Here is a 19442-nt window from a genome sequence, read left to right as displayed (position 1 = left end):
CCGACCCGCATCCAATGTCCTTCAGTACACCCAGCCGAGGAATCCGAAGGCCACAATGTTCATGATGATCGGCACGGCATAGATGATACTTACCGTGATCGCCTTCGCCTTGATGGTCCGCAGGCCGATGACGATCACGGCGGCAACGTAAAAGTGCAGGTAACCGAAGAAGAAGATCAACCAGATCCCCTTGAATGACCGGAACCAGTACTCGTACTCCCAGACCAGGTGGCCCCCCATGTTGAGGAGGACTTCCACGAAGACACAGAAGGCCGCGTAAGCGACCGCCCAGAACCACCAGTTCGGAATACCGAGAATTTTGATCCGCCGGTCCTCAAAGAGGGTATTGTAAAAAATGATACCCAAGATCGCGAACATGAACATGATCTCGATATTCCACCCCACCAGGGTGCGCAGCGCCGTATCACCCGGCGTGGTCCAGACAGCCGACCACTGGGTGAAATGGAACACCCAGCCGTTCCAGGTCTCATTGAAAAAGTCCATGCCGAAAATGGTAAGACCTGCGAAAATGGCGTTCCAGTTGCCTGTCGTCCAGGCCTTTTTCATCTCCGCCGTATAGACATAAAAGACAAGCGCGAGCAGGGGGATCACATACCACTTCAACGTGGTGAGGTCCCTCAATCCTTCAAGAGCCAACCGTGATGCTTCCGTCATACCACTCCCTCCTTCCTTACAATGACAAACCCTTGACCCCTTGAACCCTTTTCTGCAACTAAACGGGAGAAGAACCTCTTTTTTATCTGATTCCGGGCCTTTCGGAAGTATAGGGGAAAGCCCCGTTGTCTGTCAACGCGAAAAAGGTGCTTCCATGTGCGTGTTATCTGACAATCCCGCCCACGATACCGGACAGGTGCCGCGCGATGGGAATACAGGCGGTCAGGCCGGGCGATTCGATGCCGATCAGGTTGATCAGGCCGGGACACCCCTTTTCTCCTTCCTCGCTGATGCAGAAATCACGGAAGGTGTCCCCCGGCCCCTGGCGTTTCGGCCGTACGCCGCTCATATCGGGGTGAAGGGATCCCTTCGTAACGGCGGGGAGGTAGGATGAAACCTCCCGCCAGAAGAATTCCCTTTTCGCTTCGCTCACCGTATATTCCGGGCTTTCAACATACTCGGTATCCGGGCCGAAGCGGACCCGGCCGCCCAGATCAAGCGTTGTATGGATGCCGAGACCGACGGCATCGTAAGGGATCGCCGGATAGACAAGGTGAGTGATGGCCGGGGCGGGCGAGGCCGAAAAGTAACTCCCCTTGCAGTAGTGCAGCCGGTATCCGGCGGCATCGATGTCGATCCCTGCCAGGGACGCCAGGAAATCCGCATGAAGCCCGCCGCAATTGATAAGAACATCTGTTTCGAACCGGTATGCACCGTTATTGATCTCCACCCGGTAGCGTCGTCCCGTGAACTCGATGCCGGTCACCCGTGATCTGTAAGCGATGATCGCACCCGATGATTCGGCGGCGATCATCATGGAGCGCATGAGCAGGTGCGCGTCGATTATGCCTGTCGAGGGAGAGAAAAGGGCGCTCCGGGCCCTGAGGGCCGGCTCTTTCAGCCCCACCTCTTTTTTCGAGAGTAACGACAGGTCGCCAACACCGTTCGATTCGGCGCGGTCCCTGATCGCCTCCAGCAACATTTCATCATCGGCATTCAGCGCGATAATGAGTTTTCCCGTCTTCCTGTGAGGGATCCGGCGCGCGCGGCACATGTCGTAGAGAAGCCCGTTTCCTTCCCTGCAGAACCGGGCCTTGAGGGACCCGGGGGGATAATAGAGACCGGCATGCACCACGCCGCTGTGCCTGCTGCTGATCTCCCGCCCGAAGGATTCGTTCTTTTCCACCACCAGTACCCGGGTGAAGCGACCCGCCAGTTCCTCGGCTGCGGCCAGTCCCACCATGCCCGCACCGACGATGGTTATTGAAAAAGTATCCGGCCTTTCCATCAGCTCCCGATTCCTTCTTATTTGTCTTCATGACCTTCGTGACCTGTTACGAGAACTGACCAGGCATCGAAAAGCGACGTGTACCGAAGGATGAATCTTTCTCCCCCGGCTGTTTCCACCTTGAAATAATCCTGGACCGGTCTGTCCGGGGACGTTCCGCCTTCGTACCACCGGTCCACGATATGCGCAACTTCGTATCGCCTGCCCCGGTGGACGAACGCCAGTGGCCGTTCATTTGCGCGGTGTCCGCTGTAACATTCGACAGGGACCCTCTCGAACCTCATGGGGCGATCCCTTGGGCCGTGAATACCATCGAGACATAGGTAACGGCGCTTCCCGTCATCTCTTCCGCATACGTTTCATGGGCAAGGAGGGTCCCCTCGCTCTTTCCCATAAGCACGGAGAAAAGCACCAGCGCGGGAAACCCGCAGACGTTGTAACGTCCACCCGCAGCGATCTCGTTTTCGACGATCTTCTCCGGCATCCCCGTGCGCAGGGCCGATATGAGACGGTCGTCATGCTCCCGGGCGCTTTCGATCATTCGTTCCGCCGGGAGGGGGTCACCGAACTTCAGTCCCACGTGGGAAAAATCAACCCCCGCCACGAGAAGGACCCTTTTCCGGGCATCGATCACGCGTCTCAACGCCTCCGCCATTTCCCGGAAACGTCGGTCCTGCAGGATATTGTCCCCTTTCATGATGAGCTCGTGAAGCCCTCCGCACAGGATTGGCATGACCGGTACCGGCTCGGCGAGATAATATGAGAGAAAGACCGCCTGGAATTCTATGGAGTGTTCAAGCCTGTGGCCGAAATCGGTCGACGCCAGCGTTCCTTCGGACACCCTCTTTTTCACTTCCTCGACGGCGTCGGCGTCGGTCGGGAGCGTTCCGATGGGGGTCCGGTAGTTTTTCGTCGTTAGACAATAGGGACCGTCCTGCCACTGGTGATTGATGCCGAGGATGACCACCAGGTCGTAGCGCCGGTCACGAAGATGCCGGTACAGACCGATATAGGTCTCCCCGGCGACCCTGATGTCGATATGGGGCGATACCAGTCCGCTGATCACCCTGTTCCCGAAATCGGGGGTACCGGGCGGTATACTTTGTTCGCTATCGGAGATGAACCGCCGGAGGGCCGCCGGGTCATCATCATAGGATTTCCCGCCGTGCGACGGGGGGCGTTCCGTGAGCGACGTGAATTCCTCGCGAAGGACTCGGTACCGCTCCCGATAGGCGTCGCTCTCCAGAAGGAGACTGTCGTCAAGCTGGCGCAGGAGCGACTCCACATCGGCAAGCGGAACAAGCCGGCCTCCCTGACCGCGCATCATGACGGTCTGAATGTCCCGCAGGTCATGGCGTCCATCGAGCAGTTGCAGCACCGGCAGGGCTTCCATGTCTATCGTTAGCCCTGACGGGGCGAACTGCAGAGGATCGACGAACAGGATGGCCCGCCGGCCTTCGACCGTGGTCGGTATAAGCTGCAAATCCCTGCGTAATGTCGGGTACTGCGCCATCGGTCCTGTGTCGCACCCGGGAAGAAGACCGTCACCGTTCCGGCACTATTGACGAGGGGTAAAGCGGTCCATTCCACGGCGGTTGCCTGATCATCGGGACGTCGCCCGCGCTGTCGAGGCCATAGAAAATGCCGGGATGTCCCGTTGTTCATCGGGAGAAGCATCCCGGCACCGGTCTTCACATGTCAGTCGCCCGGGGGATGGATTGTTCTCTCTCCGCCACGGGCCTTCGGGCCCATCCTATAACTTGAAGTCAAGGCCGATATAGGGGCCTGAAAATTCAAAGTTCGCATAGATGTCATTGGCATCTTCAACATCAAGTTTGATCAGCTTGTAGCCGCCGTGGATATTGATCAGCGGGATGGGAGTAAATGAAATGTCCGCAAGCCCTTCATAAAATTTATTTCCCATATATCCGAGCCCCGTCAGCTCGGCACGCGCCTCCAGCATGTCCGCGATGAGCCCCACATGCATTCCCGCACCCACCATTGGAACGAGTACGTTGAAAGTATCCTCGTGTTTTCCAAGAAAGCTCTCCAGTCGCGCGTCACCGGTGAGCCACTTCAACCGCGCAATGGGCCCGAGGGAGAATCCCGCCAGGATGTTCTCGAAATCGATCAGATCATAGCGGTACTCGACGTCCAGCATGTGGTACTCCAGATCGGTCTTGACCCGGCTTGCCGCGACAAACTTCGTTCCGCCGAACCAGATTTCCTTCGAGATCGTTTCATCGCCGGAATAATCGACATAGGTATAGGTAAACCCGAGATGGTGGTCGCCCATGCCCGCGAATACCTGGATCGACGGATAACTCTCATCGCCGACACCAAGATCATCCTGAAGGTCTATATCAGTTCCTTTGGCTAATTCCGTATCGGCGCGCAGGTCCCCGGTAAATTCCGGGAACCAGTACAAGACCCCGGCACCCAGCTCAATTGCCTGAGCCGAAACGGAAAGGCACAACACAAATAGAACGACAAAAAAGGCAGCCCGTTTTTTCATGGTAAACCTCCTCCTTTTGTAAATTCCCTGCGGTTGAAAATACGTGACATGAATGGTGTCACCATATCTCACAATCGCGAACAAATGCAATCATTATCGACGTGATTGCGGACATTCCGCCCGCCGGTCATGAACGCATACATCCCGGGACTTGACTTTGACAGCCCTCAATATTATGGTGGCGAAAATGCATATCTTCCCTGCTTTGCGTCAGAGGAAGAGAGCGTATCCTTTCAAATCTGATTTTGTAGTGCAGGAACGGCTACCATGCTCTACAGGGTTTGGTGGTCGTTTTTTTATTAACGCGGCATGGTACGCCCCGGCACCTACCATGACGAAAAACGGGCAGCAAAGGAGGTACCGGCATGTCCGAACCGATCAAGGCGGGAGACAGGATCTCGGTCAATTATACGGGCCGTTTCGAAAATGGAGAAATCTTCGATTCTTCGGAGGGGAAAGAACCTCTGAACTTTACCGTCGGCGCGGGACAATTGATCAAGGGCTTCGACGATGCCGTCATCGGTATGACGGTGGGCGAGAAGAAACAGGTGACCCTGGCACCGGAAGAGGGGTATGGAACGAGAAGGGAAGACCGTATCATCGATATGCCGAAAGAAAATATCCCGGCGGACATGAAACTGGAAGCAGGCATGATGGTTCAGCTCATGGACCGCAACAATAATCCCATACCGGCGGTGGTCCACGAAATCTGTGAAGCGGTCGTGAGGATCGACGTCAATCACCCGCTGGCGGGCAAGACCCTCATCTTTGACATTGAGGTGGTGGAAACCGGCATGTGACCATGCGCGGCCCTTCTCAGTGAAAATGAGCGAAAATGAGACCGGCCGCCTTTTCCCCGATGCCGGGCACGGCCGCCAGTTCTTCGCGGGTTGCGTGCCCGATCCTGTGCACGTCCTTGAAATGTTCGAGCAGGGCCTTTTTGCGTTTTTCCCCGATGCCCGGGATATCGTCGAGCAGTGAGCGCATCCCTTCCTTTTCCCGGAGCCTGCGGTGATAGGAAACGGCAAAACGGTGCGCTTCGTCACGTATGCGTTGAAGGAGGAGGAGGGCCGCCGGGACCCGTGACAGGTAGAGCGGGTTTTTCCGGTTGGGGAGATACACCCGGTCTTCGTCCTTTTTTATCAGCGCCGTCCCCGTACCGGTCCGCATTCTCGATTCCTTCGCAAGTCCGGCGACGGCGACCCGCTCAAGGCCCAGCTCACCGAGGACGGCACGGGCCACGCCCAGTTGCCCCCGGCCTCCGTCAACGATCAGGAGGTCGGGAACCTGCCCGGCTTCCCGGTAGCGGCGCAGGAGCACTTCGCGCATCATGCCGTAATCATCCATGGTTTCCTGTGTCCGTATCCTGAACCGGCGGTATCGTGACCTGTCCGGCCCGCCATCGAGGAAGGATACCATGGAGCCGACGGCGGCATGGCCGCCCAGATTGGAAATATCAAAACACTCGATGCGGCGGGGGATCTCGCTCAAATACAGGGCATCTCTGAGAAGCTCCAGTACCCGCTCCTGCCGGATGTCTGCGTCGCGCTGGGCGGCGAAGGCATTCTCTGCATTGCTCATCGCCATCCTGAGAAGATCAGCACGCTCTCCCCGCTGCGGCACAATGAGCTTCACCGCACTTCCTTTTTTATCTGCCAGCCACTCCTCGATGAGACCACGGTCCCCGACCGGGACCGGAAGGATCACTTCGCGGGGAATGAACACCCCGGCGTGATAATACTGTTTCAGAAGGGACTCGAACAGTTCGGCCGTTTCTTCCCGGGTCTTCAGGAGCGGGAACGTCTTCCTCCCCAGCAGACGGCCGCCCCGCACATGAATGACACAGGCCTGAAGGCCGTCACCGGACCGGAAAAATCCGAAAACATCCAGATCCCGAAGCGCCATGGAAACGACCCGCTGCCTCTCAAGGGTCGTATTGACGGCATCGATCCTGTTTCTCAGGGCGGCCGCTTCTTCAAACCGAAGTTCCCCCGCGGCCTTCTTCATCCGTTCCCTGAGACCGGCCACCAGCGTTTTCTCCCTGCCTTCAAGGAACAACAGGACATCATCAAGGACGGCCCGGTAGGCTTCCGGTGAAACCGTGCCAGCGCAGGGCGCGAGGCAGCGGCCTATCTCGTGTTCGATACAGGGGCGGCGGCGGGTTTTGAACACGGCATCCTTGCAGGTCCTCAGAGGGAACACCTGGTGAAGTATATTGAGGGTCTCCCTGACGGCGACGCTCGACGAGTAGGGCCCGAAATACCGCGCCCCGTCCCTCGCGATCCGCCGCACCAGTTCAAGACGCGGAAAGGGCACCCGGGGATCGACGCGGATGCTGAAGTAATTCTTGTCGTCACGCAGGTTCACGTTGTACCGGGGACGATGTTTCTTGATCAGGTTGTTCTCAAGGATCAGGGCTTCCTTTTCCGATGCGGTGACAATGAATTCCACATCGCCTATCTTCGGTACCAGGAAAGGGATCATGGGCCGGGTGTCCTTCCCTCCCAGATAGGCGCGAACCCGCGTTCTCAGGTTCTTTGCCTTTCCTATGTATATCACGGCGCCTTCGGCGTCCTTCATCAGGTAGACACCCGGACCCGACGGCGCCGATCCCATTTTTCTTTCCAGAAATTCATTATTCACGGAAACACCCTTTGAACCGCCCTTGCCGGCATCCGGCTCCCCGCTCAGGCAGTTCCGGCCCAGAGCCCCAGTTCCGTCTCGAGCCGCGACAGCTCCTTGATCTCATCCCTGAGCAGGGCCGCCCGCTCAAATTCAAGGTTTCGTGCGGCATCCTTCATTTCTTTGGTCAGTTCCTTTATGGACCGCCTGATTTCCTTTTCGGTCAGATAGGGCGTCTTCTGTTCCGCCACAGGGACCGTCACATAGTCCGCCTCGTAAATGGATGCCAGGATATCGTCAACGGCCTTTCTGATCGTTTCGGGAGTGATGCCCCGTTCCTCGTTATACCGTCGCTGGATCTCCCGGCGGCGATCCGTTTCATCAATGCAGGCCCGCATTGACGGAGTGACCCTGTCGGCGTACATGATCACCTGCCCGTTAACGTTCCGCGCCGTTCTGCCGCTCGTCTGTATCAGTGACCGCTCGGACCTGAGAAAACCCTCCTTGTCCGCGTCAAGAATGGCGACAAGGGAGACTTCCGGAATGTCGAGCCCCTCGCGGAGCAGATTGATACCGATCAACGTATCGAACGTGCCGAGCCGCAGGTCGCGGATTATGCTCACCCGCTCCAGCGTATCGATATCGGAATGGAGGTAGTGCACCCGCATGCCGAGACCCCGGTAATACTCGCTCAGATTTTCCGCCATACGTTTCGTCAATGTCGTCACGAGCACCCGTTCCCCCTGCTCCACCCGCCGGTTTATTTCGCCCAGGAGATCATCGACCTGATTTGTGACGGGCTTGACGATGATCTCGGGATCCATCAGCCCCGTAGGCCTGATTATCTGCTCAACGATGCTGCCCGCCGCCCGGTCCAATTCGTAGTCGGCGGGAGTGGCGGACACATAGATACGCTGATGCGGGAAGGCCTCGAATTCCTGGAACATCAGGGGGCGGTTGTCAAGGGCCGAGGGAAGCCTGAATCCGTATTCAACGAGCGTCTCCTTTCGTGAACGGTCGCCGCGGAACATGCCGTTCAGCTGGGGGACGGTGACATGGCTTTCGTCGATGACGATCAGGGCATCCGACGGGAGATACTCCATGAGCGTCGGCGGCGGCTCGCCGGGCCGGCGGCCCGTCAGATGGCGTGAATAATTTTCGATCCCTTGACAATAGCCCATTTCCTCGATCATCTCCAGGTCAAAGAGGGTCCTCTGCTCCAGACGCTGGGCTTCCAGCAGCTTGCCCAGCGAATTGAGGTGCGCCAGCCGTTCGGCCAGTTCCTCCCTGATGGTGGCAGCGGCTCGACGAAGATTCTCCTTCTCCGTTACATAATGGCTGCCCGGATAGATGACGACGGCTCGTTCCCCGCGTATTGTCCGTCCCCGCAGGGGGTCCGCGATCGCAATGGATTCGATCGTATCTCCCAGGAAATCGACCCTCACCACATGCTTTTCCGCATAGGGTGGAAAGATCTCCACCACATCACCCCGTACGCGGAAGGTCCCCCGGTGAAAATCGTAATCGTTGCGCTCGTACTGTGTCTCGACAAGGCGGGCCAGCAGGCGGTCGCGGTCGATCTCCATGCCCTGCTCGAGATATATCTGCATCCGTCCGTATGTTTCGGGCTCCCCGATGCCGTAAATGCAGGAGACGCTGGCCACTATTATCACGTCGCGCCGTTCCAGCAGGGAACGGGTGGCCGAGTGACGGAGCTTGTCGATATCATCGTTGATGGAGGAGTCCTTTTCAATGTAGGTATCGGTGGTCGGCAGGTAGGCTTCGGGCTGATAATAATCGTAATAACTGACGAAATACTCCACGGCATTATCCGGGAAGAGCATCCTGAACTCATTGTAGAGCTGGGCCGCCAGTGTTTTGTTGGGAGCGATCACCAGGAGGGGTCGCTGCGCCCGCTGCGCAACGTTCGCTATGGTAAAGGTCTTCCCCGAACCCGTCACGCCCAGGAGCACCTGGTGCCGGGCCCCTGTTTCCACACCGGCCGCAAGGGCGTCTATGGCCTGCGGCTGATCGCCCGTCGGGGAATACTCAGAGACAAGATTAAACCTGTTCGTGCGCATAGGCGGCAAAGCGGGTTACTATCGAGTGCCCGCGGGGAAAGGATATCCACCCATCATGACAGGGCGGCATTGAGAACCTCGAACATCTCATCGACAAAAATGAATTCGATATCGTTGCGAACCTTTTCCGGCACATCCTCAAGGTCCTTCCTGTTCCATTCGGGCAGGATTATCTTCTTGATACCGGCACGGTGGGCGGCGAGGACCTTCTCCTTGATACCGCCGACGGGAAGAACCAGCCCGCGCAGGGTTATCTCTCCGGTCATGGCAAGGCTTTTCCTGACCTTTCTGTTCGTCAGGAGCGACGCCAGGGCCGTCAGCATCGTGACCCCCGCCGAAGGACCGTCTTTGGGAATGGCGCCGGCGGGTACATGTATATGAATATCCTGTTCGTCGAAAAAATTCTCCGATATCCCCAATTTCCGGGCGTTCGCCCGTATGAAGCTCAGCGCTGCCGATGCCGATTCCTTCATGACCTCACCAAGCTGCCCCGTCAGGGTAAGACTCTTCTTTCCGGACATGGCCGTCGCTTCAACGAAGAGCAGTTCCCCGCCCACCGGCGTCCAGGCAAGGCCCGTGGCGACACCGGGTTTGGTGATCCTTGTATCCACCTCCGAGGTGAATCGGATCGGACCCAGATAGGGGTGCAGCCGTTCCCTGGTGACCGACTGGGACCGTATCTCTCCCCCGGCGATGCGGCTCGCCACACCGCGGCACACGGTGGCGATCTCACGCTCGAGGTTGCGCACACCCGCCTCCCGGGTGTACCCGGAAATGATCTGTTTCAATGCCCCCCTGGTTATGGTGACCTGCCCCTTCTTGAGACCGTTCTCCTCGCGCTGCCGGGGGATCAGGTATCGTTCAGCTATCTTCACCTTTTCATCCATGGTGTATCCCGGCAGTTCAATGACTTCCAGCCGGTCCCGGAGCGCCGGAGGAATGGTGTCGAGGATGTTCGCCGTGGTGATGAACATGACCCGGGAAAGATCAAAGGAAAGATCGAGATAGTGGTCCATGAAGGAAAAGTTCTGCTCGGGATCAAGCACTTCGAGAAGGGCCGACGAGGGGTCGCCTCTGAAGTCGCTCCCCACCTTGTCTATTTCATCGAGCATGAAGACGGGGTTGTTCGATTCGGCCCTCCGAATACCCTGAATGATGCGTCCCGGCAGGGCGCCAATGTAAGTGCGCCGGTGCCCGCGGATCTCAGCCTCATCACGGACACCGCCCAGCGACATCCGGATGAACTTTCGTCCCAGCGCCCGGGCGATCGAATGTCCCAGGGATGTCTTCCCCGTCCCGGGCGGGCCGGCGAAACAGAGGATAGGCCCCCGTGAGTCGGGTTTCAGTTTTCTGACGGCAAGGTATTCGATAATCCGCCGTTTGGGCTTTTCGAGGCCGTAATGGTCTTCGTCAAGGACCTTGCGGGCGGCGGTGATGTCAAGGTTGTCCCTGGTGCTTTCATTCCAGGGGAGGGCCAGGATCCAGTCGAGATAGGTCGAGGCGACGGTATATTCCGCCGATGACGGGTGCATCCGGGCAAGACGCTGAACCTCACGTTCCGCCTCTTTCCGCGCTTCCGCGGGAAGTTCTTTTTCCTCTATCTTCGCCCGGTATTCATCGATCTCGACCTTCGTTTCATCACCTTCTCCGAGTTCCTCCCTGATGGCCTTGAGCTGCTGGCGCAGGAAATATTCCCGCTGGCTCTTGTCCATATCGTCCTTGACCTGGGACTGTATCTTGTTTCCCAGTTCAAGGACCTCCACCTGGTGGTTCACGAGCCGTGTCACTTTCTTGAGCCGTTCCGTGACATCGAGCGTTTCGAGGATCTCCTGCTTCTCCTCCACCGATGTGTTGATGATGGACGCCACCATGTCGCCCAGAACACCCGGCTCCTGTATGGATTTGGCTATAAAACTGAACTCCTTCGGGAGAAAGGGCGATAATTGTACGATCCGGTCGAATAATTTCACGAGGTTCGCCATCAGGGCTTCCGACTCGATATCCTTGACCCCCGTATCTTCCGCAGCCTCTATCCGGGCCCGGATATAGGGCGTGCTGCCGACAAACTCCACGATCCTGAAACGACCCACGCCCTGCATCAGGAGCTGAGCTTTCTCGTCATCGGGTTTTGCCATTTTCAGGATCACCGCGGTCGTTCCCACCGTGTACAGGTCTTCCGGCGTCGCCTCGGGTGGACCCTTCCGGGAGGTCACCAGACCGACAAGGCGGTCCGCCGCCATGGCGTCGTCGATGACGGCGACGGACTGGGTGCTCGACACCTCAAGGGGAAAGGTCATGGTCGGATATACCACGCCATTGAAAATGGGGACGATGGGAATGACATCGGGAATCCTGATATCTCTCAAATCATGGGTTTTCTGATCCATCATGTGGGCCTCGCGCTGTACCTTACGGAAAGAAAACGTGATCACCCGCCGCGGATGCGTATCTTGTGGATGACATCGTGGGAGGTTTTCCTGATCCTCACTTGAAGAATGCCGTTCGTGTAAGTGGCTTCCACCTGGTCCCTGTCTATATTCAGAGGAAGAGCAAGGGACCGCTCAAAGTATCCGTATGATATTTCGGCCATTCGATAGCGCATATCCCGCCCTGACAACCCCGGCCGCCGTATCCCGTATATCTTCAGGTTCCGGTGGCCCACCTCGATACGGATATCGTCATCATTCACGCCGGCGAGCTCCGCCACCACCAGAATGTCCTCCGGCGTCTCATAGACATCGACCGGGGGGCTCCAGGCGCGGCGGCTTCGCCGAAAGGAAGGGCTGACCATGTTAAAGAGGGCGTCGACCCGGCTCCTGCCGTCCGGGTCCATTGCATCTAGGTCACTATCGAACCGTATTTTTATATAATCCATCGTCTGCTCCCTAGGGGCCGGAATTTCCCTCATGCCATGTGCACGCGCTACTGCAAACGCGGCCGCCGGTGGATTCGTTCCCCGCCTCTATCCTGACAGGGCTTCTTCGGCATTCATTTATAGAAGATGAATTGTAATGACTCACCCCACCCTTGTCAAGAATTCGGTTCCTCCGGGGCCGGGGATTCAGGATCCGGGATTTGTTATTCGTTATTCGGGAATCGTAATCCGTAATCCGATTTAACGCTTCACGCCTCACGATACATACCCGTCGCGGAAGCGAACAGGAAAAGGCCTGTTGACTTTTTAAGGAGAATCACTATAAGGTTGAAATGTCTTACCCTTATATCATGCCCCGGGAGGCATACCGGAGTCATTGGACTACGCAATAGCCTATAAATTCGGCCTGTTGGCTCTTCTGCTGGCATTTTCAGGGTTTTTCTCGGGATCAGAGGCATCATTCTTTTCCCTGACGGCGCTTCATCTTCACAAAATGAAGGAAGCGCGGTACCCCTTTGCGAAAGCCGTCCAGGGCCTGCTTCTCTTTCCTCGGCGGCTTCTGATAACCATCCTGGTGGGCAATGAATCGGTCAACGTGGCCATCACGGCCCTGACAACATCGGTCTTCATCTATTTTCTGGGAACCGAAGGGAAATGGGGAGCGATCGCGGCGACAACCATTGCGGTCGTCATCTTCGGTGAGGCGATACCGAAAACCTTCGCCGTCACGCATCCAATGAATTTCTCCAATGCCGCCTCATTGCCCCTCATCCTGTTCTCGCGATTGTTCTATCCCCTGACAAGACTGCTGGAAAAAATTGCGGACCTCTTCATCGACGCCTCAGGGAGAAAGAGACCCGAAGCAGGAGCGGTATTGACGGAAGATGATTTCAAGACCCTCGTTGATGCGGGGCACCAGGAGGGAGCGCTCGAAAAATCACAGAAGGAACTGATCCACCGGGTCTTTGATCTTGCCGATATCACCGTGGAAGAGGTCATGACACCGCGTGTGGACATGTTCTGCCTTCCTCTTTCCATGAACGTCCGCGAAATGGAACACCGGATAATGGAGGCTCGGCATTCCCGCGTACCCGTTTACGGAAGCGACAGGGATGACATCATCGGCATTCTCCACGCAAAACATCTCCTGGCGGAGCTGGCCGCGGGCAGGAAAAAGTTCAACATAAAGGGGCTTCTCAAAAAGCCCTACTATGTCCCCCTGGAAAAGGAAGCCCACGGCATGCTGGGTGAATTCAAGCTCCGCCACCTTCAGATGGCGATCGCCGTCGACGAGTACGGGGGTGTGGCCGGCCTCGTCACCCTGACAGACATACTCGAAAGCCTTGTCGGAGAGCTTCGGGATGGTCGCTTCAAGCAGGAAGACGTCACGCTGATCGGTAAAGATCTTTACCGCGTCTCAGGAATGATGGATCTTGAAGCCTTCAACGAGTATTTCGGCATCACTACCGTCTCCCCTGAGGAATTCGATACCGTGGGAGGGTTTATTCTTCACCTCTTCGGCGAATTGCCGGCGAAGGGGGCGTCCGTCGCGTTCGACGGGTACGTTTTCACTGCCGAGACCGTCAAAAAGGCCCGCATCGTGACCATCCAGGTGGCCCGGAAAGAGGAGGACGGTAATGTTTAATATTCTGTCCTTTCTGACCATTCTCTTCTTCCTTCTTCTTGAAGGGCTGTTTTCGGGTGGTGAAATAGCCCTGGTGGCCGCCGACATCAACAAGATCCGGCACAAGGCGAATGCCGGTTCGCGTTCAGCCGCCCTGGCCCTGCGACTCCTGATGAAACCCGAGTGGTTCCTCGCCACAACGCTGACAGGAACAAACCTTTCCGCCATCACCAACACGGCCCTGGCGACGGCCCTTTTCATCTCCATGTTCGGCGTCGAACGGGGTGAACTGATATCGATCACCGTCATGATCCCCCTTATCCTGATCATGGGTGAGGTCATCCCGAAAAGCCTCTTCCAGCGGCATGCCGAATTCGTCGCCCTCCGGATATCGTGGTTTCTCTGGATCACCTCGTGGCTGTTCTACCCTGTCGTGTTCATTCTTTCAAAGCTCTCGCGGGGGGCCGTCACGCTCTTCTCGGAGGGCGGGAGCAGCATCTACCCCTCATACATCACCAAAGGAGGACTTGAACACCTTCTCAAGGACGGTGGGGACCAGGGAGATATCATGCAGTCGGAAAAAGAGATGATCCAGCGGATCTTCGATTTCTCCGACGCAACGGTGGAAGAGATCATGGTCCCCCTGTCGAATGTCACGGCACTGCCGGCGAACACGCCGCTGCGGGAAGCCACCAGGGTCGCGGCGGAGAAGGGGTTTTCTCGCATTCCCGTTTACCAGGATAAGATCTTCAACATTATCGGGATACTCCACTCCTTTGACCTTCTGAAAGTATTTTACGAAAAAGACTCCCGGGCCTTCTCACACGACCCCGACAAAGGAAGCCTCGTGGAGGCCTGTACAAAGCAGGATGTGCTTTTCGTTCCGGAATCGAAACTGGCGGGTGATCTGTTCCTCGAACTTCAGAACCGGGGCGAGCACATGGCCGTCGTCGTCGATGAATACGGCGGCGCCGTGGGGATCATTACCGTGGAGGACATTCTGGAAGAAATCGTCGGTGAGATAGAGGACGGGTACGGTGACGAGGAACCGCCGCAATACCGGAAAGCGGGGCCGGGTAAATACATCTTCAACGCCCAGACAAAGATAGAGACACTCAGAGAGCTTATCCCCCATATGATCCCCGCGGGAGAGTATGAAACACTGGGCGGCTTCCTTCTGCACCGGATGGGCCGGATACCCGTTCGAAGCGAGATATACCGGGACGGACAGATGCTCTTCGTCGTGGAAGATGCCGATGCGCGGACGATCAAGGAGGTACTCATCGTCCTGCCTCCCGGCATGGAGCTGGCTGAACGGGATTGATCCCGAAGGACACGATGATAACGTCATGCCGGCCAAGGGCTGGTGAACATCGATCCCCCGGGCCGGCATCGGACGGCTGAAGAAGGGCTCCCCGGGATGCCGGCGGTACCCGGGTCCCCATGAAAGGATCACAACGATGGGTTCACCTGTTGATACAGTGGCAACCATCATCCTCGCTGCAGGAAAAGGCACCCGAATGAATTCCGATCTGGCGAAGGTGCTCCATTCCCTTCGTGGAAGACCGCTTATCACCTATTCCGTGGACCTGGCGCGGCAGATCGGCTCGGAAGTCATAGTGGTCGTCATTGGACATCAGGCGGACGACGTGCGGGAAGCCGTGCGGGGTGAAGAGCTCGTCTTCGCAGTCCAGGTCCCGCAGCTGGGAACGGCCCATGCCGTTCTGCAGGCGAGAGGCGCCCTGGAGCATTTTGAAGGAACCACGGTCATTCTCTGCGGGGACGTTCCGCTTCTCCAGTCGGAAGCGGTCGGGCGCCTTTTGAAGGAACATCACGCCCGCCGAGCTACCCTAACGGTACTGACAGCGCTTCTCGAAGATCCCGGCAATTACGGCAGGGTGGTCAGAGACCGGCACAACCTGGTTGCCCGGATCGTCGAGGCCCGCGACGCCGACGAAGAGGAGAAAAAGATCAGAGAAATAAACACGGGTATCTATTGTGTCGACAACCGGTTCCTCTTTGATGCCGTGAAACGGATCAGAAACGACAACGCCCAGAAAGAGTACTATCTGACTGACATGTTCGAGATCGCCCGGAGCGAAGGCCGCCGGACCGCGGCGGTCATCACCGACGAGCCGCAGGAGGCAATGGGCATCAACACCGTCGAAGAACTGCGCCGGGCGGGGGAAATACTGGAAGAGAGAGTCGGAAAAATTTGACGGTCGCGCCACTTTATTCAGTAATAACAACAATATATTAGGGGGGGTTCGTTCATCTTTAGTGTTGACCTTGACCCGTAAAACTGGTAGAAAAATTATTTTCTATCAAAGACAGGAGGAACCCCATGAAAAGCGACAAGTTAGTGTTATGGTTCGATGAACTTGAACTTGATGACATTCCGCAAGTCGGGGGGAAAAACGCTTCTCTCGGAGAAATGAGGCGCGGACTCACCTCGAAAGGCGTCATGATCCCCGATGGTTTCGCCGTTACCGCCCATGCCTATCGCTACCTGCTCCAATCAGCCGGAATCGATGATGAAATCAAGAATATCCTGTCAGACCTTGATACCCATGATTTCCACAACCTCAGCGAGAGGGGGGAAAAGGTACGCTCCCTCATCTACAACGCCTCCCTGCCGGAAGACCTGCATGCCGAGATCGTCGCGGCCTACGAAAAGCTCTGCGACGAATACGGGCAGGACACCGACGTGGCCGTCAGAAGTTCGGCGACGGCGGAAGACCTTCCGGACGCAAGTTTCGCCGGACAGCAGGAGACGTACCTGAACATCAGGGGCGTTGACGCCGTTATTGACGCCTGCCGGAAATGCTTCGCCTCCCTTTTCACGAACCGGGCTATTTCCTACCGGGTGGACAAGGGCTTCGATCATTTCTCCATCGCCCTCTCCATAGGCGTTCAGAAGATGGTCCGCTCCGACCTCGCGTCCTCGGGAGTCATTTTCTCGATCGATACCGAGTCGGGATTCAGGGATGCCATCCTGATAACCGGTTCATACGGCCTCGGCGAGATGGTCGTGCAGGGTACGGTCAACCCCGATGAGTTTTACGTTTTTAAACCCACCCTGGCCGACGGGTTCAAACCGATCCTTCAGAAAAAACTGGGCTCCAAAGAACGGAAAATGATCTATGCCGACAGCGGTGAGGAAACGACCACGATCGTTCCCGTCTCTGAAGAGCAGAGAAAACGTTTCTGCGTCACCGAAGAGGAGATCCTGACCCTGGCGCGATGGACGAAGATAATCGAGGATCACTATTCGGTCAAGGCCGGTTTTTTCAAACCCATGGATATTGAATGGGGGAAGGACGGAAAAACGGGGGAACTGTTCATTCTCCAAGCGCGGCCTGAGACGGTTCAGTCCCAGCGGGACATGAACGTCCTTGAAACCTATGAACTGCTGGAGAAAAAAGACCCCCTCGTGACGGGCACCGCCGTGGGCTCGAAGATCGGTTCCGGCCCCGTCAATATCATAGAAAGCGTCAAGCAGATCAAGGACTTCAAGAAGGGCGAGGTGCTGGTTACGGATATGACCGACCCTGACTGGGAGCCCATCATGAAGATAGCCGGCGCCATCGTAACGAACAAGGGCGGTAGGACCTGTCACGCGGCCATCGTGAGCCGCGAACTCGGCGTGCCCTGTATCGTCGGCACCGGTGACGGCACCGAAAAGATCAAGGGATCAACGGAGGTGACCGTCTCCTGCGCCGAGGGGGAACTCGGCGCCGTCTATGAAGGGATACTGAAATACGATGTGCGGAGGATCAACCTGACGGATATGGAGCGTCCAAAAACGCAGATCATGATGAACGTCGGAAATCCGGAAAACGCCTTTGCCCTCGCCGCGATACCCAATGACGGCGTCGGTCTCGCCCGCCTGGAATTCATCATCAACAACTACATCCGCATCCACCCCATGGCGCTCATACAGTTCGAAAAGGTCACGGACAGCGATGTCAGAAAGGAGATCGAGACCCTCACCCAGGGATATGACAACATGTCGGATTTCTTTGTCGATATGCTTGCCCAGGGTGTCGCGAAGATCGGCGCGGCCTTCTACCCCAACGATGTCATCGTCAGGATGAGCGACTTCAAGAGCAACGAGTACGCGAACCTTATCGGCGGAAAGTACTTCGAGGAAGATGAAGAAAACCCCATGATCGGCTTCAGGGGCGCGTCGCGTTACTATGACGACCGGTACCGTGACGGGTTCGTCCTTGAATGCGAAGCCATGAAAAAGGTCCGCAACGAGATGGGACTGACCAACGTCAAACTGATGATCCCCTTCTGCCGGACCGTGCAAGAGGGGAAACGGGTCATCCAGGTCATGGCCGACAATGGACTCGTCAGGGGCGAGAACGGCCTGGAACTTTACATGATGGTGGAGATCCCGAGCAATGTCGTCCTCATAGAGGAATTCGGCAAGATATTCGACGGGTTCTCCATCGGCTCCAACGACCTGACCCAGCTTACCCTGGGTCTTGACCGGGATTCCTTCATGGTCGCCCATATCTTCGACGAGCGGAACGCGGCCGTCATGGACCTTGTGGAGCAGGCCATCACCAAGGCCAGAAAGATGGGTCGCAAGATCGGCATCTGCGGACAGGCTCCCAGTGACTATCCTGAATTTGCCCGTTTTCTCGTCGAGTGCGGTATCAGCAGTATCTCACTCAACTCCGACACGGTCATGAAAACGACCCTGGATATCCTGGAACTTGAGAAAAGCTTGGGAAAATAGGGATCTCTGGATGACACAGATATCAAAAAAGGGGTGCCTCGGCACCCCTTTTTCATGGTCCTTCACTCCTGTCAGGGCAGTGTTGATATAGGGATCGTCAGTACCGGTGTCGCCAGGCTGTCCGTTCTGATCACGGCCTTGACCCTCTCTCCCCGGGTTGTTGTCCCCGTCGCGGGATCCCGCAGGTAATAATACAGTTCGGCGACACCATGATACATATCAAGGGCCAGGATATCGATGGCCATCGTTCCCCCCATCCCGGGAACCATGAGCGGCGGCGTTGATAGCCCCGCCTTGTCATTCCCCGTTCCGAGAGACGTGAAGAACACAAAGAGCTCCCTGTCGGCTTCGCCGGGGGTATCAACGATGACGCACCGGTACCGTTCCTCAAGCTCCTTTTTCAGGCGCGCCGTCGCATAGGCACAGACGGAAGAGTCCAGGACGAAGACCGTCTCGAGAAAGATGCTTTCCCCCGTAAGGGAAGAAAAATCTTTTTCGGGCAGCGACCTCATGAGCTTGTCGATGCTGTGGGTCAACAACCGTTGTTCCGTCGAACCCGAAAAGGTATCAACAACCTGCCGTGTTGAACAGCCGAACAGACAGAGGACAAGGAAAAACACAATAATATTGGCAGTATCCATCTTCAAGACATGTTTCACGACCGTTATCTCCTTTGGGTCGGTAACAGGCACCGCGACGGCGGATGTACCCTCATCGGCCCGGGTTCGGGAGGGACATGTATCGGGCGCGGCGGACGCCCTCTGAACTACTGTCTGTATCTGTGTGTTATCAAAGCAGATCTGTAAGCCGAGTTCTGTTCCCCTTTCCGGTTTCCCCGAAAGGAGCGGTGATCATTCATCTGGGACGGCAGTTGCCTGCCGCCTCGTGCGACGCTACCCGAGAACTTCGAGCGGGCCACCCTCAAGCGTTCTCCTATTTGGTCTTGCTCCGGATGGGGTTTACCAAGCTTTCCCGGTCACCCGGAAAACTGGTGAGCTCTTACCTCGCCTTT

Annotated in this window: 15 protein-coding genes and 1 other RNA gene; 5 read left to right on the top strand and 11 right to left on the bottom strand. The window is 56.8% G+C overall.

Features of this window, described 5'->3' with window-relative positions; genetic code table 11:
* Positions 1-21: 21 nt before the first annotated feature.
* The 5 genes from JXO48_05545 to JXO48_05525 form a co-directional block, all read right to left on the bottom strand.
* Entirely contained in the window at positions 22-675 is a 654-nt protein-coding gene (locus JXO48_05545; GenBank protein ID MBN2283334.1) for a hypothetical protein, read from the bottom strand.
* Positions 676-838: 163 nt separating this feature from the next.
* Positions 839-1963, bottom strand: a complete 1125-nt coding sequence (locus JXO48_05540; GenBank protein ID MBN2283333.1) for an NAD(P)/FAD-dependent oxidoreductase — start codon at positions 1961-1963, stop codon at positions 839-841.
* A gap of 17 nt (positions 1964-1980) precedes the next feature.
* Positions 1981-2247, bottom strand: a complete 267-nt coding sequence (locus JXO48_05535) for a cytoplasmic protein (GenBank protein MBN2283332.1) — start codon at positions 2245-2247, stop codon at positions 1981-1983.
* Positions 2244-3476: an AmmeMemoRadiSam system protein B gene (gene amrB, locus JXO48_05530; protein MBN2283331.1), complete on the bottom strand. Its 1233-nt coding sequence runs from the start codon at positions 3474-3476 to the stop codon at positions 2244-2246. The genes JXO48_05535 and amrB overlap by 4 nt, the downstream gene beginning before the upstream one ends.
* Positions 3477-3716: 240 nt before the next feature.
* Entirely contained in the window at positions 3717-4478 is a 762-nt protein-coding gene (locus JXO48_05525; protein ID MBN2283330.1) for a hypothetical protein, read from the bottom strand.
* Between the two features lie 365 nt (positions 4479-4843).
* Here JXO48_05525 and JXO48_05520 point away from each other — a divergent pair, with 365 nt between their 5' ends.
* Positions 4844-5278, top strand: coding sequence for a peptidylprolyl isomerase (locus JXO48_05520; protein ID MBN2283329.1), 435 nt, complete (start codon positions 4844-4846; stop codon positions 5276-5278).
* A 16-nt stretch (positions 5279-5294) separates the two neighbouring features.
* Here JXO48_05520 and uvrC read toward each other — a convergent pair whose 3' ends face one another.
* From uvrC to JXO48_05500, 4 genes are read right to left on the bottom strand one after another with little or no spacing between them, the layout of a single operon-like run.
* On the bottom strand, positions 5295-7121 hold the full coding sequence (gene uvrC / locus JXO48_05515) for an excinuclease ABC subunit UvrC (protein MBN2283328.1): 1827 nt from the start codon (positions 7119-7121) through the stop codon (positions 5295-5297).
* A 44-nt stretch (positions 7122-7165) separates the two neighbouring features.
* Positions 7166-9181: an excinuclease ABC subunit UvrB gene (gene uvrB / locus JXO48_05510; protein MBN2283327.1), complete on the bottom strand. Its 2016-nt coding sequence runs from the start codon at positions 9179-9181 to the stop codon at positions 7166-7168.
* Between the two features lie 53 nt (positions 9182-9234).
* Positions 9235-11568, bottom strand: coding sequence for an endopeptidase La (gene lon / locus JXO48_05505; GenBank protein MBN2283326.1), 2334 nt, complete (start codon positions 11566-11568; stop codon positions 9235-9237).
* 41 nt (positions 11569-11609) lie between these two features.
* The gene (locus JXO48_05500) at positions 11610-12056 is read right to left on the bottom strand and encodes an Hsp20/alpha crystallin family protein (protein ID MBN2283325.1); all 447 of its coding nucleotides are present in this window, start codon (positions 12054-12056) and stop codon (positions 11610-11612) included.
* A gap of 376 nt (positions 12057-12432) precedes the next feature.
* Between JXO48_05500 and JXO48_05495 the strand changes: the two genes are divergently transcribed.
* From JXO48_05495 to ppsA, 4 genes are all read left to right on the top strand, one after another.
* Complete coding sequence (locus JXO48_05495) at positions 12433-13701, top strand: HlyC/CorC family transporter (GenBank protein MBN2283324.1); 1269 nt, start codon at positions 12433-12435, stop codon at positions 13699-13701.
* Positions 13694-15004 carry an HlyC/CorC family transporter gene (locus JXO48_05490; protein MBN2283323.1) on the top strand — a complete coding sequence of 437 codons (1311 nt, stop codon included), beginning with the start codon at positions 13694-13696 and terminating at the stop codon, positions 15002-15004. Before JXO48_05495 ends, JXO48_05490 begins: the two co-directional genes overlap by 8 nt.
* 136 nt (positions 15005-15140) lie before the next feature.
* Positions 15141-15899 carry an NTP transferase domain-containing protein gene (locus JXO48_05485; protein MBN2283322.1) on the top strand — a complete coding sequence of 253 codons (759 nt, stop codon included), beginning with the start codon at positions 15141-15143 and terminating at the stop codon, positions 15897-15899.
* A gap of 125 nt (positions 15900-16024) precedes the next feature.
* Entirely contained in the window at positions 16025-18430 is a 2406-nt protein-coding gene (gene ppsA / locus JXO48_05480; protein ID MBN2283321.1) for a phosphoenolpyruvate synthase, read from the top strand.
* Positions 18431-18501: 71 nt separating this feature from the next.
* On the opposite strand, the gene JXO48_05475 is transcribed toward ppsA, so the two are convergent.
* Together JXO48_05475 and rnpB are read right to left on the bottom strand one after the other, a co-directional pair.
* Complete coding sequence (locus JXO48_05475) at positions 18502-19089, bottom strand: hypothetical protein (protein MBN2283320.1); 588 nt, start codon at positions 19087-19089, stop codon at positions 18502-18504.
* 128 nt (positions 19090-19217) lie between these two features.
* Positions 19218-19442, bottom strand: an RNA gene (gene rnpB / locus JXO48_05470) — RNase P RNA component class A; the annotation flags it as partial.

The organism is Deltaproteobacteria bacterium (assembly GCA_016933965.1).
GTDB lineage: Bacteria > Desulfobacterota > Syntrophia > Syntrophales > UBA2210 > JAFGTS01.
This window is presented reverse-complemented; position numbering and strand designations above follow the sequence as displayed.